Source organism: Collinsella sp. AF31-11 (genome assembly GCF_003475605.1).
Lineage (GTDB): Bacteria > Actinomycetota > Coriobacteriia > Coriobacteriales > Coriobacteriaceae > Collinsella.
Map to the genome: position 1 here is coordinate 25,600 of NZ_QRQS01000012.1, position 15,672 is coordinate 41,271.

Below are 15,672 nucleotides of genomic sequence, written 5' to 3' on the forward strand. Positions count from 1 at the left end.
TCAGTCGATATACATGTCCTGGAGTGCAAGCCGCACCCAAAGATTATGCAAAGTTGAATAATTCGCATCTGCATAATATTGAAAGCTAAATCTTGTAGAGCCGGAATCCGACATTTAATGCGTACCACTAAATGGCTAAATGCCGAGCCACTACTCGAGGCGGCACGCATGACGGCAGGGTATAATTTGATTGTCACAGCCAGCAATTTGGAGGTACCCCCATGAATGCCCCCGACGCGCTCCAAAACATCCGCTCAAAACACCCCGTTGCATATGTGGTTCTCTATCTCTTTGTCGGCTGGGCATTACTGGTTGTCATCACCCATGCTATAGCCTTTGGAGCAGAACTGCTGATAGCCAGCTCGGACCAGCCCGTCGTCAAATGGGAAGCGACCGATGAGTGCACCGACGGAACCCGAACCATTTACTACAACAGCCCGTCCCTCTACCAAGAGTTCAAGGTCAAGATAAAAGATTCCAAGATTGTTGATGCCGAGCCAGGCTCTTTTTTGACAATCGGAGCAGTTGCCAACGACATGCAAGTCGAGTACACAGACAGTCGTGCGACGTATCGTGTCGACCTCAGCACCCTAGGACGACCGTCGCGTACCTGCCTGCTCGAATGCGAGATGCGCGGCACCACGCTACACATGTCCGAAATACAGATGCGCCCGGGCAAGGGGTTCTCTTCTTGAGCAGTATACCCGCCCACACGGTTACTCCACCGGCTTGAAGATGGTGGACTGGCCGAAGACGCTGCGGATGAGGGCTTTGGCCTCGTCCTCGGTCTGCGGGATGCTCGGGGCTGCACCCTGATGGCCGAAGGGGCTGCCGGCGCCGGGGTTGGATTCCCAAGGAACTGCGGGGGCATCGCCGCTGGCGGTAGCAGACGTCGCGGCTGCGGGGGCCGCGGGAGCCTCAGGCGCAGTGGCGGACTTGGGCGCGGACGCCGCACCCGGCACGTCGAACGGGGGCAGATCGTCCCCGCCCGTGTCGGCGGCAAAACCGCCAACCATGGCGTCGTCGTAGGGTACCTGCTCGGATTCCCACGGCGCAGACGGCACGGACGGCTGAGCCTTGGGAGCGGACGCGCGCTCGGGAGCGCGGGGCGCAGGCTCGGTCGGGAGCTTACCCGTGGCAGGAGCGCCGGCGGGGTTGTCGGAGCGTAGCCAGGGGGCTTTGCCCAGGTCAGACGACTTGGGCGCGGGCGAGGCGGGCTTGGGCGCGGGTGTCGGAGCAGCCGGTTTGGCCGCGACGGGCTTAGGCGCCGACGGGGTCGGTGCCGCTACCGGTGCTGCTTTTGGCTGCGTCGCGCTGGCGCTCGAGGATGCAGGGGCCGCCGAGGACACGGGTTGCGGGTCCGCAGATGCCGCAGCCCGTGCAGATGGAGAATGCTCCTCATGTTGAGGAGCCGGCGTGCCACCCCCACCCAGGACATAGTCGACGGTACGATGACCGAAGACCGCGCAGACCGTCGGCAGGACCACCGACTGCGTATCGGCGCGACCGAGCATCTTGATGGCAAAGGTCGAGCCCGCAGGGAACGAAACGGTGAGTTTGGAGCCGTCGTCGGCCGTGGCGCGGGCGTTGAGCAAAAGCCCTGCGTAGGAAGCCTGACGCGCCTTGACACGCTCGACAACCTCGGCCCATTTGCGCTGGAGCTCTCCGGCATCCTCGACCGCGGGGGTCTCGGCGGTGCCGGCGGCAGCAACCTGGGCGGCATTGCTGGACTGGGGCTTAGGCGCCGGAGCGGTGGCAGGCGCGGGGGCCGCAACGGGCTGAGGCGTCGGAGCCGGCGCAGACTGAGGTGCAGGCGCTGCAGGCTTGGAAGCTGACACGGGCGCAGGCTGAGCCGCCGGAGCGGCAGCACCACGGTCCCAAGGCATACCGCCCTGGCGCGCGGACGTACCAGCGGGGGCAGCGGATGCCACCGGAGCGGCAGCACGGGCGCCCGAAATGAGCGTCGGCTGCTGGGCAGCAGCGGGTACGGATGCTGCAGGCGCGGCGGCCTGAGCAGCAGCCACGCTCGCCGGTACCGCCGCATTAGCAACCATGGCCTCCAGACGTGCCACGCGCTCGGCCAATGCCTCAATCGTTAAATCAGCCTCGGGACGTGCCAGACGCGTGCAGGCAATCTCGAGCACCAGACGCACGTCGCTCGCGCCCCTCATCTCCAGTGCGGCATCGTCGAGCACTGTCAGCACACGGGCCAGGCGGTCGGCCGGATGCTCGCCAAAGGCAGCGGCCTCGGCAGCAAGCGCCTCGGCCTGTTCGGCCCCGCCCTCAAACAGCTCGGCACGGGCGCCGGCAACGCATGCCACGTACACGTCGCGCACGTGCGCCACCAGGTCGCGCGTCAGCTCCAGCAGATCGTTGCCTTCCTCGACCTGCGCGCGAATAAGCCCATACAGATCGGCGACATCACGATCGGCAATGGCGCGCGCAAACTCGCCCAGAATCTGGTCCGAAACTTCGCCCAAAAGCGAGCGGGCATCGTCCGCATGCACGGTGCCGTTGCCGAAGACGCTCAGCTGTTCCAGCGTGGAGAGCGCGTCGCGCATGCCGCCCTTGGCGTGGCGCGCCACGATAGCCAGCGCCTCATCGTCGTAATCGAAGCCCTCCCGCTCGCACACGTATGCCAGGCGATGCTCAATATCCTCGTTGCCGATGCGATGGAAATCGAAACGCTGACAGCGCGAGAGGATGGTCTCCAGAATCTTTTGCGGGTCGGTAGTGCACAGCACAAAGATCACGTGTGCCGGCGGCTCCTCGAGCGTCTTGAGCAGCGCGTTAAACGCCGCCGTCGTGAGCATGTGGACCTCGTCGATGATATAGATCTTGTACTTGCCGCGCACCGGGGCAAAGTTGACGGAGTTGATGATCTCCTCGCGCACATTGTCCACGCCCGTGCGGCTTGCGGCATCGAGCTCGTAGACGTCCGGATGGTTGCCCTCGGCGATGAGCTCGCACTCCTCGCAGGTGCCGTCGGGCATGCAGCCGCTTGCGCCCTCGGCGCGCGCCGCCTCGGCGTTGCGGCACAGTAGCGCCTTGGCAAGGATACGCGCCATGGTGGTCTTACCCGTGCCGCGCGGTCCGCAGAACAGGTACGCGTGGGACAGGCGCCCCTCGGTGATGGCGTGCTCGAGCGTCGAGACGATATGCTGCTGGCCCACCACGGAGTCGAAGGTGAGCGGGCGATACTTTCGGTACAACGATTCCATGGGTGCTCCCCCGGGTATACTGAGTCTTGTTGCCGCGACGGCCATGCGGTCGCACGGCATACTTCATTCATAATAACCCGTACGGCGAGCCCGCCGCGATAGGAGTCCAAAGAGCATGACAGACGCAGAGAGCAACCTCGTTCCCTCCGAAGCAGCCGACCAGATCGAGGTCGCGCTCGAGGAGCAGGCAGCAGCCGATGACGGCATCCTGTACCTCAACGAGTACCAGTACGAAAACGACCTCGTCACCGACTTCGCCCGTCTGGTCGCCTCGCCCAGGCGTCGCGGCTCGCTGTATGTCGCCGCGGCAATTGCCGCGCTGCTGGGCGTTGGCATGCTGGTGGCCGGCGGCAACTGGATCAAGTTTGGCGTCGTCCTGATCGTGTTCGGCGCCTTTTTGGCCTGGTGGAGCAAAAACCTGCACCACACGCTCGCCCGCGACTTTATCGATGCCGTCGAGGCCGACGAGTCCATGGGCGGCCGCTATCGCCGCGTCGCCGCCAACGAAGACGGCCTGATGGTCTGGGGCAAGAGCGGCAAGTCGCAGTTCTTCCCGTTTGAGAAGCTCGACCACGTACTCGACGGCGAGCGCATCTTTGTGGCCATGTTCGCCGACCAGGGCGTGACGATCCCCAAGGACACCTTTGTTCGCGGCGATGCCGAGCAGTTTGGCCCCTTCCTGAAGGCGCGCATCAACAAAAAGCTCCGCATCGAGACCAAGAAGAAGAAAATGAAGGCCGAGAAGGCTGCCGCCGAGGCCAAGCAGGGCGACAAGACCGACAAGCCCCAGGGCGACAAGGGCAAGCAGCGCAAGCAGAAGAAGAGCAAGAAGAGGCGCTAGGCTGGCCGACACCGAAGGTGCCTCGTCCCGCGCCCGATTCCAGGTCGGGGCGCCTGAAATCGGGCGCGCGTACTGCCGATGGACCCGTTTTGCCTAACTCTCGAGCTATTTCACTTCAAACCTTAAGAGCCTTCGCTCCGGCAGATCGGTCATCTTCATCGTGTAAGTCCCGGGAAATGCTTTCTCAAAACGGACGGTTTCGTAATCTTCGAAATAGTCGTTGGTGTTTTGCATCATAAATGGGACGAGCAACTCGTTTTCTGCCCCAACCTCCACGGCAAACGCAGCAGAGCCGCCAAGGACCGGCATGGCTTGCGTTATCAGATCGGTATTGACTACAAAATCATAGTTTGGCGCAGACTCCGGAACCAGATGCCAAACATACGCTTTGATTCCACCGTCGATATTATCCCTATTTCTGACACGCATCTTTACGGCGATAACGCACGTGATGTCGGCATCCTTCAGTCTCGTTTTCGTATCCACGGTGCCATATTTTGAATAATCGTCATGTGCTCGTTTGAGATACTCGCGCGGCGTGAGTAGTTCTGCTCCATCTATGCAAAACGAATACCCATCAGTCACCACATCCTTCGATCCCAGAAACGCTCCATCCATCGAGAGCCATTCGCCCTCCGCGTAATATTTCTCAGGAATGACTGTCCGATTCCTGTTAACGACGCTCACCCTCATGCCCGCAAGGCCGGTAGCAGCACAGCAAAAAAGCGCGAGCGCCGATCTTCTCGTCCACAGGGTCTTCTTCATCGCGCTCACGACCTTTCCCGAACTTCCACAACGGCACCGTCGCGCATGCAGTAAACCCGATCGGCCAGCTCCTCGAGCACCTCTCCGTCATGGCTAGACAGAAGAACCTCGCGACCCGTTGATGCCGCCATCGCCACAACACGCTTGAGCATTTCCACGCCTGCTTCGTCGAGGGCATTCGTTGGTTCATCGAGAACAAGCAGCTTCGGCTTTTCCATAATCGCCGCAGCTATCCCCAGACGCTGCTTCATCCCAAGCGAGTATGCTCGGAACTTCTTTTTTTCGTCTGCATCGAGCCCCACGAGCCGCAGGGCGGAGCGAATGTCTTCGTGGGTGGCAACGCCCTTGATTTGAGCTATGAGTTCCAGATTGTCGTAGCCAGACAGATAACCTAAAAAGGAAGGAGCCTCTATCAACATCCCAAGACTCGGCGGAAACGAGATATCCGCCCCAAGTCTTTGACCATCGATAATGATCTCGCCCTCGGTAGGTCTAATCAATCCGCAGACCGCTCGCATAAGCATGGTCTTGCCCGAACCGTTTATCCCCTGAAGCCCGACCACAGTCCCAGGATCAACCTCGATAGACACGTTGCGCACGACATCGTTTTTGCCCATGCGCTTCGATACGTCCCTAACGATCACACTCATATCTTGTCCCTCTTTTCGATAAGGTCGGCCCTTCGAAACCACAGTCCACCCAACGATAGGCATAACGACATAATCACGATTGAAAACAAGCCACTCGAGCCCGTCGCAATTCCTTCTTTGACGATTCCATCCCAGCGCAACAGCATCAAGGCATTTCCCAGCAGCGCCCAATGCCGCGCATATGCCGAACAGATCAGGTAGCTCATTACAACCGCAAATGAAACTGACGGCCCAAGCACAAGCCCAACCGTTGCCTGCACAAACGCAAGCGCCTCAAAAGCAAGAAAGAGGCCTGCGAAAAACGGCAGTGCACCTGCTTCGCTCGCCTTGAGAAACCACGGCGCCAAATTAGCCAGCTGAAGCGACTCGCCATGGATGACCGCGCTGAACGAGGCGCTCACCATCAAGCTCCAAATCACAACAGAGCAAACCACCACGAGCAGCGAAAATGCCGTTATCGCCGCCACTGAGATAAAACGCGAGACCCACCAAAGGGTTCTCGCCTGGCATCGGACAAGCGTTTGCAAACCAAACCCGTGCAACGATTCGGCGGGATAATCGAGTGTTGCATAGAGAATAAGCAGAATGAGAAATAGCCATCCTAGCGGAGGCACAAACATGACCCCGGGCCTAGGCTCAAACGGAGCAGATCCGGCAAACACGAGCGCAAGATTGTCCGCAAACCCCAAGGTATCCGTCCTGACCCCATACACAGAAGACAAACCGTAGGCGTACACCAGGTTCGCAACGGTCACTGCCGCAATCGCAATAAAGGTAATGATGTTCTTCTTCAAAACGGTCCTCAGGTCCGCGGTGACCAGCCTAAACAGCATCAGACCACCTCGCGTCTTTTCCACGCCCCAGAAAAAGCCAACGAAGCAAGGGTCAATAATATGATTTCCGCAAAACCGGCTCGAATGTCTGGCCAGTTATTCAGCGATTCCGACCTGATGCTGTTGAGGATATTGCAGTTAAACCCCACACAAGCCATTACGCCGAAGATCCAGCCATTTGCAAAATGCCACGCAACCATTAGCAGATACGGGACAATTATCGCTTTGACTCTGCTACGAAACAAAATTGAGAAGCCAGCTACAGCCATGGATAAAGTCCCGAGCGTGACAGCATCGAACAGCGTGTATGCGAGCACATATGACAAAGGATGCGAATAAAATAGACCGGAGAAGTAGCTATGCAGGTAAAGTCCTACGTAAGTCGACTCATCGACCCGAGGAAGATACGCAGGAAAAAGCATCGAGACGATCAGGAAATTGACGAGCAGAGGAATGGCAGTCACTGTAAACGCGGAGAGGAAAGCAGACAGCATCTTTACGTTCACGTACGCCTTTCTGGAAACGCGCGTGCATATCTGCATGTCATAACCACTCAAACGCTCGGACAGGCATGACCACGACCCGGCCAACATGGCAAGCAACGGCAGCGCATAGAAAAACACCGACGCTAACAACGGCGCGTTCGCGCTCACAACAATCCAGTTACCGAAGCTGCTTTCACGTGTTTGACCGAGATAATTTTTGGCTTGCACGCCAACGCCGTAACCAAAAGAAAGAAGGTTGTGACGTTCTTTTTCCAAATTTGCCCACGGCTCCAGCGCGGCAGCTATTGCAACTGCGACCGCAAGCAAGAGAGCAAGGATAAAAGCTGGACGTCTAATCGTTTTCGACAGTTCGTATCTTGCGAGCTTTTGGTTCATACGTCCTCCTCCCCCTTCCGACCCAGAAAGCCGGAAGGGAGCCATTTCAAACAACTATGCGGGAAGCTTGTGGAAATGCCCGACGCAGTCGGGGCTCCATACACCAATAACAGTGCCGTAGCCAGACTCCGCCCATGCAGTCAGTCGCGCCGCAGATCGCCCGTTCTCACGGACGAGGTTATACATTTCCCACTGTCCCTTGTGATTCGAACGATACGTTCCCTGAGTACAATTCATGCTGCCGCTACCACTTGTGTTATACGCACCGTCTGTATATAACCGAAGCGGATTTCCCGTATAGCCCTGGATATCCAGATAGAGCGATGAGGAATCATCCTTTTGACGGTAGCCAGTTGCACTCGTCCCGGCACATTGAAAACTAAATGCCTTATCGGCATTGTTCGTACAGGTCGTAATTCCCGTATCGGCGTTTTGAGTAATGCTGGAAACCTGAGAGGTGTCAAACTCCTCTTGTGCAAACGATGCAGCGGGAACCCCTAGGGACAGACCCGCTGCAATCGCTAAGCCGACTCCGATTCGAGCAATAGCGCTCCTTGGCTTAATCATGGCCTTCTCCAATCAAAAGCGGTTAACAATGCGTCGACGCACGGCAACCTTTGCATGAATGGAGAAAGATGTCTGTAAACACTCGCTATTGAGTTGATAATCCAGGCGTTTACACGTTATCCACCTGCGATAACAATGAAATAAGCTCCGCTTTGTTCTTGATCTTCAACTGGCGATAAGATGCGGATCGCAACGCTTGCACCGTAGATGCAGCATAACCTACGTCCTCCGCAATGGTCTTTGTCGTTGCGCCCTCTGCCGTCATCAGCAAAATTTGCGACTGAACATCAGAAAGGGAGCGCGATGTAAGCAAAGCCAGCTGGCGCACGCGAGCCGTTTCGGTGAACCCATTCGCACGGTACTCCAAGACGGCCCTCTCGTTCTCAACCGAGTGGGCGAGCGCGATGTGCGTGACGAACATGGGCACAGACCAGCAGACGACCACCGTTGCCACGACGACATTGACAGCCGAACTATGCCCCAACAGCGACGCAAAGAACAGCGGCTCGAAAACCATCAGATCCTGCGCCATGTTGAGCAAGACGGCCCAGACAGGAGCCGTCGCCCCAAAGCAAAGCATCCATACCCCAAGCATTTTGCGCTGCGGACAGCTTCGCAGCACTACATATGTGAGCAGCATCCCCGCCAGCACCACGAACCCATGAATTCGCCCCCTACTGGCCGCATAGATTGAAGCAGCGACACCTATTGACACCAATGGCACGATAGCCCGAGCACGGGCATGCACCTTAAACGGACGCAGCCCAACAGCGAGCGAAGCTGTAGACGCCACGCCGCAAAACAGGACCGGCACAGCCATCAACGGAACGCGTATGCACCTCCATGCCGAGATATAGATAAAAGACCATTCCGCAGCAGACAGTATCGCCCACATGCACGGACCTCCGAGCTCAATCGCCTCACCTGCTCTATCCAGCGCAGCTTCACGATTCGGTTTTCCACCCGCGTAGCGTAGCGACAGAAGCAGTCCGAGACCCAATGCATAGCTTGAGAGAGAAAAAGCGACAGCCCACGAAGCACCGGATCCCCAATCGCTATCCGCCATTACCAACGGGCCAGCCGCAAGGAGGATAAAAAATAATGTGAGCAGGTATCGAAACAGCCGGTGCGTTCGAGCTGATGCCAACATATCGTCAGCATGCCGCTGCGGCAGCTCAGGCCCTACAGTATCACCCTCACCCGCAAACAACGCCACGAGCTCGCGTGAGCCCGCAACTGACGCCTTCCCGTATGCTCGATGAAGCGTTGTTCGCACCGTCGATGGCTTCGTATCCGTCTCCTTGGCAATTTCCGCCGGCGTTTTCCCTTTGAGCAGCAGTCGAACAAACTGCTCTTCTCTAGGCGACAGGGCAGGGGAAAACGCCTCTGCATCGAATGGGTCAGACGCGTGGGCGATATCCGATTTGTTGTCCCGTTTTCTCCTTAGTAACATGCATACGAAGGCAGCGGCGATAGCAGACCCCATCGCAAGCAATGCAATGATCGCGGCATCGCTTGCGAAGTATGCCGCCTCAACAGCCGGAACAAGGCCAATAGGGACTGCCACGAGCACAGAACGGGCAAACACGTCGCTCTGCCCCCGACCAAAAGCGCGGGAGCAGCGAAACAGCGGGGCCACAGCCAATGCGAGATAGACCAACGGAATTAAAAGCGCAAGGCCAATTGATGCGGCCGAAACAGAGGGTATCCCCCATGGCTCGGGGACAATTCTCCATGAAACTCGACAGCAAAACAGCAGGCAAGACAGGACGGCTATTGTTTCTGTAAAAATCGCGTTCTGCAGGCGACGATTCTCTCTTTCGTCGGTCGGCGTCGCCCCCTGCGTCAAAGGAGAGCCTGCCGTGTCCCAAATAACATATGAGAGGAGCAACGCCCCAGCAAAGCACGAGACGCACGAAACGCCATGCAACAGCCAGATCGGTGCAAACACGAATGGAATAGAATCTCCGCGAGCATAGAAGGCCAAGTCAACCCACTCGGGAACCGTTGCAATAACACCAAGGAAAACACCGATAGCACCGAGATGCCTCGGCCGTCTCATTCCCCCCTTGCATAGCGCAGCACCATGAACAAACGCCGCGAGGCATGCGCCCAGGATAACGAGCCAGGTCATTGCACCTGACGCCAGGCCGATTGAAGATGAAAACCGGTGATAAGGGGTGACCGCCATTACGACAAGCGCAATGGCGCAGGCAGATGTAGCAGAACGGCGGGAAAAAAGCATATGGCCTCCATAGCGTGTCATTATATCGCTCGAGCCGCTCGTTTATCTCTGTTCCCACACCAGCCAGCATCAACGATTCAGGCGAACTCCAATCCGAGCCAGATCACGGTCCAGCTTTTGTCCGCAGCCCCCGCTCCAAAATGGGATGCGGTTTCCTTTTGAGCGCCGGTTCGGAAAGTCCGTCCCGTTCCAGGCCATTATTCTGGGATGCAGCTTCCGCAAGCTGCCCCCTTTGGAAAGCGCATCCCATTATTTGGTTGAAAACCGGTCCCCCACTTTCCGAACGAGCCGAAACGACCCGAACCGATCGGGCCACCTCATCCCCGTTTCCTCGCCATCTGCCCGAGCGTGCTACACTAGCAGCATCTATGCCACCGCGAACGGCTTGGCCCCGCGCCCGCCGCTCGCAAACGAACTTTAAACGCACGAGGGTTGGCCATGCCGCTTTTCTCGCAACATACCGCCCGGTTCTCGCCGGACGTTCCTTTGGAGGGCACCAGCTCTCGCGAGCTGCTCAAGCGGTACCAGCCGCTCGAGACGCTTGCGACCGGCGGTTTTGGCTCCATCGAGATCTGCCGCGACACGCACCTGCGCCGCCGCGTCGCCATTAAGCGCATCCCCCTTATCAACGGTTCCGGCATGCCCGCCAGCGACATCATGGATGTCCTGCGCGAGGCGCACACTGCCGCTATGCTTCAACATCCCAATATCGTGCAGGTTATCGACTTTACGCACGACACCGCCTATGCCTACCTGGTTATGGAATATGTCGATGGCATGTCGCTAGCCGAGTTTTTGCATCGCGTGGACGGCCACTCACTTACCTTCGACGAGGCCGCGGCCATTGCCGATGCCCTGGGCCAGGCGCTCACCTTCGCCCATAGTAATGGCGTACTCCACCTGGACATTAAGCCCGCCAACGTGCTCATCGACCACTCGGGCAATGTAAAGCTCACCGACTTTGGCATGGCGCGGCTGTCGTCCGCCGGTGGCTTTGGCGGCTCGCGCGGCGGCACCATCGGCTACATGCCGCCCGAGCAGCTCGATATCGAGACCGGCACGGTCGACGAACGCGCTGATGTCTTTGCCCTTGCCTGCGTTATCTATGAGGGCTTGTGCGGCAGCGCTCCCTTTATGGCGGCCACGCCCGCCGACTCGCTCGACCGTATCATCGGCGGCGCCACCTATCCCAGCGAGCTGATACCACACTTCCCCCCGGGAGCCGAGGCCACGCTCATGAGCGCGCTCTCCCCCATGCCGCAGGACCGCCCCAGCAGCATCGAGGCATTTTGCGACCAGCTCCTTGCCGGTCTGGGCAGCGTACGCGAGGGCCGTCGCAGCTTGGAGCAAATGGTTGGCGAGCTTTCGGATGACGAGCAGGAGCTCGACGATATCGAGCCGTCGTACTACGAGGACGACGCCATCGAGGTCGACCCCGCACTCGGCTGGGCGGGCACGCGCTGGAACCATGCGCGCGACTACACCATGCGCGCTATCTCGGCGCTAGCGTGCGGCACCTTTAGCTTTTTGCTGATGCAAACGGCTGGGGTCGCGGCGCTTCCCGGCCTGGTCATTGCGGCTATCGCGATCGGAGCGGCGGCCGGCCTGGCCCCCCAGATTGGCTCGGCCATCTCGGCTGTGGGCTTTTTGGTGCTCATGGCAAACGCCACCATGCAGGCGCAGGGCATCCTGTCGATGTTGCCCGTCGCGGTGATCTTTGCCGCCGCCATGTCCGGTTGGTGGATCGCCTGGGGTCGCACCGAGGCTGCCGCGAGCGCCGCACTCACCTGTGCACTCGTGCTTGGCTGTCTGACCGGCAATACCTTCCTGGCAGCTGGGGTCACCGCCGGCGTCGCGTCATTTTGGCTCGGCCCGGCAAACGCCGCCGCGGCAACGGGCATGGGCGCACTTTTTGCCCGTCTGGCCACGGTCGCGCTTTCAGCCGGAGGCGTGCTGGGGCTCGGTAACGTTGCCGCGGCGCTGGGAGACCCACTCCTTTGGGCTGCCTTTGTGCTGGTAGCGGCAACTGCCGCGGCGTCATCTGCGCTGCTCAATGCCCATGCCAAGCGTGCCGATCAGGGCTCAAACCTTGCCGCAATCGCCGCCATCGCTGTCACCGGCATCGGCTGCGCAGCGGCGTCCTGTCTTGCACACCATATGGAAATTGCCAGCCTTGCAGCCGCGGTCGTCGCCAAGGCGGCGGTTGCGGGAACCCTATCCTCTATAATCGTTGGGATATGCCTATATTTGCTCGGATACCAAAGAACCTATACGGAGAGTGATCTTTCGTGAACTTCCTGAACATCTTCGAGGACCACGTGGCCGGCATCTTCGGTGCCACCCGTGCCCCGTTCTCCTTTAAGAAGCTTGCCAAGCAGGCCGCTCGCGACATGGAGGATCAAACTCTGGTGATCAATGGTGTCAACACGGCGCCGGCACTCTATACCATCCTGATCGCCGCCGACGACGACCCCATGCTCGCCCCGTTCTACCCCGAGCTTTCGCGCGAGGTCCGCGAGTTCGTGAAGGCGCAGGCCGAAAAGCGCCGTTATGTCTTTGTCGGCGAGCCCCTCGTGCGCTTTATGATCGATCCGCAGCTGCGTGCCGGCAAGTTCTCGGTCTTTGCCGAGAACGTCGATGCCCCCACGCTCGGCCGCCTGTACGAAGAAGAGCGCGCCTATCAAAACGGTCTGGGCCAAAACAACTCCGCCGCAAGCCGTGCCGCCAGCGCCCCGCGCGCCGGCCAGCAGCAGTTTGCTGCCCCGCAGCAGCAGCGCCCCGCCGCCATGCCCCAGCAGCAGCCGACGCCTCGCGCCGCCGCTCCCGACCCGCTTGCCGTAGCAGATCCCTTCGCGCCTAGCGTCCCCGACCCCGCCGCTCCTATCCCGGTGCCGCAGACCGTCTCGCGCGACGCGCTTGCCGGCATGGGCGGAGCCGCCGCGACCGGTGCCGCCGTGGGCCTAGGCGCCGCAGCCGGCATCGCCTCCAACATGGCGAGCACTCGCGCCCCGCAGCGCCCGCTCGCCCAGCTCGTCGACGTCGTGAGCGGCGAGAGCCATAGCATCACCTCCGCACAGGTGACTATCGGTCGCGAGCGCTCAGTTTCCGATATTGCCCTGCGCGACCCCAACGTGTCGCGCCGCCACGCCCAGCTCACCTTTACGGGCTCGGATTGGTCGATCGAGGACCTCAATTCCACCAACGGCACGCTCGTCAACAACCGCCGCATTACGCGCTGCCCGCTGCGCAACGGCGATCTGCTGACGTTTGGCCTGAGCACCTTTGAATTTAGGGGATAGTCGCTTATGAACATCGATATCGTCCTTTTTGCAGGCCGCATCGTCCTGGTCGCCCTGCTCTATATCTTCCTGTTCGCCGTCATGAAGACCGGCGTGGGACTTGTGCGCGGACAGCGCCGCGACTCGGCTATCTGGACGATCGATGTGGACAAGGGCCCGCGCGGCATCCGTGGCATCCACGTAGACATGCTCGGCCCCGTCATCGTCGGTCGCTCGCCATCTTCGGACATCTGCATCAACGAACCGTTCGTCTCGGCCTCGCATGCGCGCTTTTCGCTGCAGGGCCCGGCGCTCATCATCGAGGACCTCAACTCGCTTAACGGCACGCTCGTCAACGGCCGCCAGCTTGTGGAGCCTGCAACGCTGCGCGAGGGCGACGAAGTCCAGATTGGCGATGTGGTCATGAAGGTGAACCGTCGATGATCGACGAGGAGAACAAGTCCACAACTATGACCGAGGCACCGGCTGCCGCCACAGCTGCGCCGGCCCACGCCGCTCCGGCGGGCTCCGCACCCGTGGAACCCGAGGACACCGTGTTCTCCCTGCCTCTTTCGCATGTAACGCATGATATTTCGGATCTCGCCGATAACGAGGACGAAGATAATGCCGTAGCAGCGCCCATCGGCGCACATGCTGCGGATCAGCCCACAGCGCCCGAAGCAACCCCGACGCCAGCTCACTTTGCAGAGCCCGTCGCCGCGGCAATCAACGAGAGCGCTGCGGTGTTTGCGGCACCCGAGCCCGCCGCGCCGGCGTTTCCCATAGCCCCGGCATCCGAGGTTGCGCCCGCGTCTACGCCGGCGCCCAAGGCAGGGCCATCCCCCGAGGACGGCCCTGCACCCAAGACCCCGCAGTCTGCGCCCGCAAACGAGTCCGGTGCCGTGGCTGAGCCCGCCGCCCAGTCGCAAAGCACGCCCGCGCCGTCGCACTTTGCGACGCCCGAGCCTATAGACGTCAGCCCGCAAGACGACGAGTCGACCGCCCGCGTGTCCGAGGAGCCCGACTCCCCGGACACCGGCGATTCCGAATCAAACGCCGAGACCGACACCGTCTCTCCCGGTGACACAGCCGAGATCGACGTAGCCGCCGTTGAAGCCAAGCTCAAAGACCCCGGCTCGACCATGAGCTTTGAGCCCCTGACCGAGGAGCGCATCGAGACCGACTCGACCTATGATGCCGGCACCACCACGCAACTCATGTGGGGTGCCCGCTCCGACGTTGGCTGTGTGCGCCCGCACAATGAGGATTCCTACCTGGTGCAGTCGCCGCTCTTTTGCGTATGCGACGGCATGGGCGGTCACGCCGCCGGCGAGGTAGCCTCTTCTATCGCCGTCGAGACTATTGCCAAGACGGCCCCGCAGTCCGCCGACGCAGCACGCCTGGCCGCAGCCGTCGAGGCAGCCAACGCCGCCGTAATCGAGGCGGCCCTGAACGGCCTAGGCAAGCCCGGCATGGGCTGCACAGCCACTTGCGCCTATATCGAAAACGACACGCTCGCCATCGCCCACGTGGGTGACTCTCGCGCCTACTTGCTCCACGAGGGCACGCTCATCCGCGTGACCCGCGACCACTCCTACGTGGAGGAGCTCGTGGACGCCGGCGAGATCACGGCAGACGAGGCTCGCGTCCACCCCAACCGTTCGGTCATCACCCGTGCGCTGGGCTCAGACCCCGCCATGTATGCCGACCACTTCACTCTGCATATCGAGGAAGGCGACCGCCTGATCCTGTGCTCTGACGGCCTTTCGAGCATGATTCCCGATAGCGATATCGAGAACATCGCCACGCAGTCCTCAACCGCGCAAATCTGCGTCGACAACCTAGTGGACGCGGCGCTTGCCGCCGGCGGCCACGACAACGTGACCGTAGTAGTCGTTGACCTGGTTGACGATGGCGTTATGCGCGAGGCGCAACGCGTGCGTCGCCGCAACGTCACCATCGGCGTCGTCTTAGGTCTCGTCTTGGTGCTGGCGGCTGCCATCTGGGCCTACACGGGTGTCACCGGCTCGTACTACCTGGGTACCTACCAGGGCAATGTCGCCGTCTGGCGCGGCCTGCCCGGCAAGCCACTCGGACTCAAGCTCCACTGGCTCGAAAGCGAAACCAGTATCAAGCTGTCCGACCTGCCCGAAGACACGCAAAACCGCCTCAAGGCGGGCATTCCGCAAACAAGTGTCGACGATGCGCAGGACACGATATCCAAGTACCGCCACCAGATCGACGAGGAGCAGACCCGCCAGGTGATCGACGCGCAAACGATTCGCGACAACACCGACCAGGGATCGACCTCCGAATCAGATTCCGAGAAAACCGCCGAACAGTCCGCCGAGGCCGAAGCCTCCGATAAGAATTAGAAAGGGAGTGCCGCTT

General features: G+C 60.2%; 13 protein-coding genes. 6 read left to right on the forward strand and 7 right to left on the reverse strand.

The window, feature by feature from the left end:
• The first annotated feature begins 221 nt into the window (after positions 1 to 221).
• The gene (locus DWZ22_RS08350) at positions 222 to 695 is read left to right on the forward strand and encodes a hypothetical protein (protein ID WP_118405893.1); all 474 of its coding nucleotides are present in this window, start codon (positions 222 to 224) and stop codon (positions 693 to 695) included.
• A gap of 21 nt (positions 696 to 716) precedes the next feature.
• On the opposite strand, the gene dnaX is transcribed toward DWZ22_RS08350, so the two are convergent.
• Entirely contained in the window at positions 717 to 3,221 is a 2,505-nt protein-coding gene (gene dnaX / locus DWZ22_RS08355) for a DNA polymerase III subunit gamma/tau (RefSeq protein ID WP_158573317.1), read from the reverse strand.
• Between the two features lie 115 nt (positions 3,222 to 3,336).
• Between dnaX and DWZ22_RS08360 the strand changes: the two genes are divergently transcribed.
• Complete coding sequence (locus DWZ22_RS08360; protein ID WP_118405895.1) at positions 3,337 to 4,062, forward strand: hypothetical protein; 726 nt, start codon at positions 3,337 to 3,339, stop codon at positions 4,060 to 4,062.
• Between the two features lie 105 nt (positions 4,063 to 4,167).
• Here the strand turns inward: DWZ22_RS08360 and DWZ22_RS08365 are convergent, their stop codons facing one another.
• The 6 genes from DWZ22_RS08365 to DWZ22_RS08385 form a co-directional block, all read right to left on the reverse strand.
• Positions 4,168 to 4,827 (reverse strand): DUF5028 domain-containing protein, encoded by a 660-nt coding sequence (locus tag DWZ22_RS08365; RefSeq protein ID WP_118405896.1) that lies wholly within the window; start codon positions 4,825 to 4,827, stop codon positions 4,168 to 4,170.
• Between the two features lie 5 nt (positions 4,828 to 4,832).
• Positions 4,833 to 5,477, reverse strand: a complete 645-nt coding sequence (locus DWZ22_RS08370) for an ATP-binding cassette domain-containing protein (protein WP_117793953.1) — start codon at positions 5,475 to 5,477, stop codon at positions 4,833 to 4,835.
• On the reverse strand, positions 5,474 to 6,271 hold the full coding sequence (locus tag DWZ22_RS08375; protein WP_147352284.1) for a hypothetical protein: 798 nt from the start codon (positions 6,269 to 6,271) through the stop codon (positions 5,474 to 5,476). The genes DWZ22_RS08370 and DWZ22_RS08375 overlap by 4 nt, the downstream gene beginning before the upstream one ends.
• A gap of 38 nt (positions 6,272 to 6,309) precedes the next feature.
• A complete protein-coding gene (locus DWZ22_RS08380; protein ID WP_118405898.1) occupies positions 6,310 to 7,191 on the reverse strand; it encodes a hypothetical protein in 882 nt (293 codons plus the stop codon).
• Between the two features lie 54 nt (positions 7,192 to 7,245).
• Positions 7,246 to 7,758, reverse strand: coding sequence for a hypothetical protein (locus tag DWZ22_RS10160; protein WP_147347815.1), 513 nt, complete (start codon positions 7,756 to 7,758; stop codon positions 7,246 to 7,248).
• A 109-nt stretch (positions 7,759 to 7,867) separates the two neighbouring features.
• Positions 7,868 to 10,003, reverse strand: coding sequence for a LuxR C-terminal-related transcriptional regulator (locus DWZ22_RS08385; protein WP_158573318.1), 2,136 nt, complete (start codon positions 10,001 to 10,003; stop codon positions 7,868 to 7,870).
• A gap of 438 nt (positions 10,004 to 10,441) precedes the next feature.
• Here DWZ22_RS08385 and DWZ22_RS08390 point away from each other — a divergent pair, with 438 nt between their 5' ends.
• The 4 genes from DWZ22_RS08390 to DWZ22_RS08405 are packed head-to-tail and all read left to right on the forward strand — an operon-like array spanning position 10,442 to position 15,656.
• Complete coding sequence (locus tag DWZ22_RS08390; RefSeq protein ID WP_118405900.1) at positions 10,442 to 12,295, forward strand: serine/threonine-protein kinase; 1,854 nt, start codon at positions 10,442 to 10,444, stop codon at positions 12,293 to 12,295.
• The gene (locus tag DWZ22_RS08395; protein WP_070097545.1) at positions 12,292 to 13,302 is read left to right on the forward strand and encodes an FhaA domain-containing protein; all 1,011 of its coding nucleotides are present in this window, start codon (positions 12,292 to 12,294) and stop codon (positions 13,300 to 13,302) included. The genes DWZ22_RS08390 and DWZ22_RS08395 overlap by 4 nt, the downstream gene beginning before the upstream one ends.
• Before the next feature lie 6 nt (positions 13,303 to 13,308).
• Positions 13,309 to 13,725: an FHA domain-containing protein gene (locus DWZ22_RS08400; protein ID WP_006235180.1), complete on the forward strand. Its 417-nt coding sequence runs from the start codon at positions 13,309 to 13,311 to the stop codon at positions 13,723 to 13,725.
• On the forward strand, positions 13,722 to 15,656 hold the full coding sequence (locus DWZ22_RS08405) for a Stp1/IreP family PP2C-type Ser/Thr phosphatase (protein ID WP_118405901.1): 1,935 nt from the start codon (positions 13,722 to 13,724) through the stop codon (positions 15,654 to 15,656). Before DWZ22_RS08400 ends, DWZ22_RS08405 begins: the two co-directional genes overlap by 4 nt.
• The last annotated feature ends 16 nt before the right edge of the window (positions 15,657 to 15,672 follow it).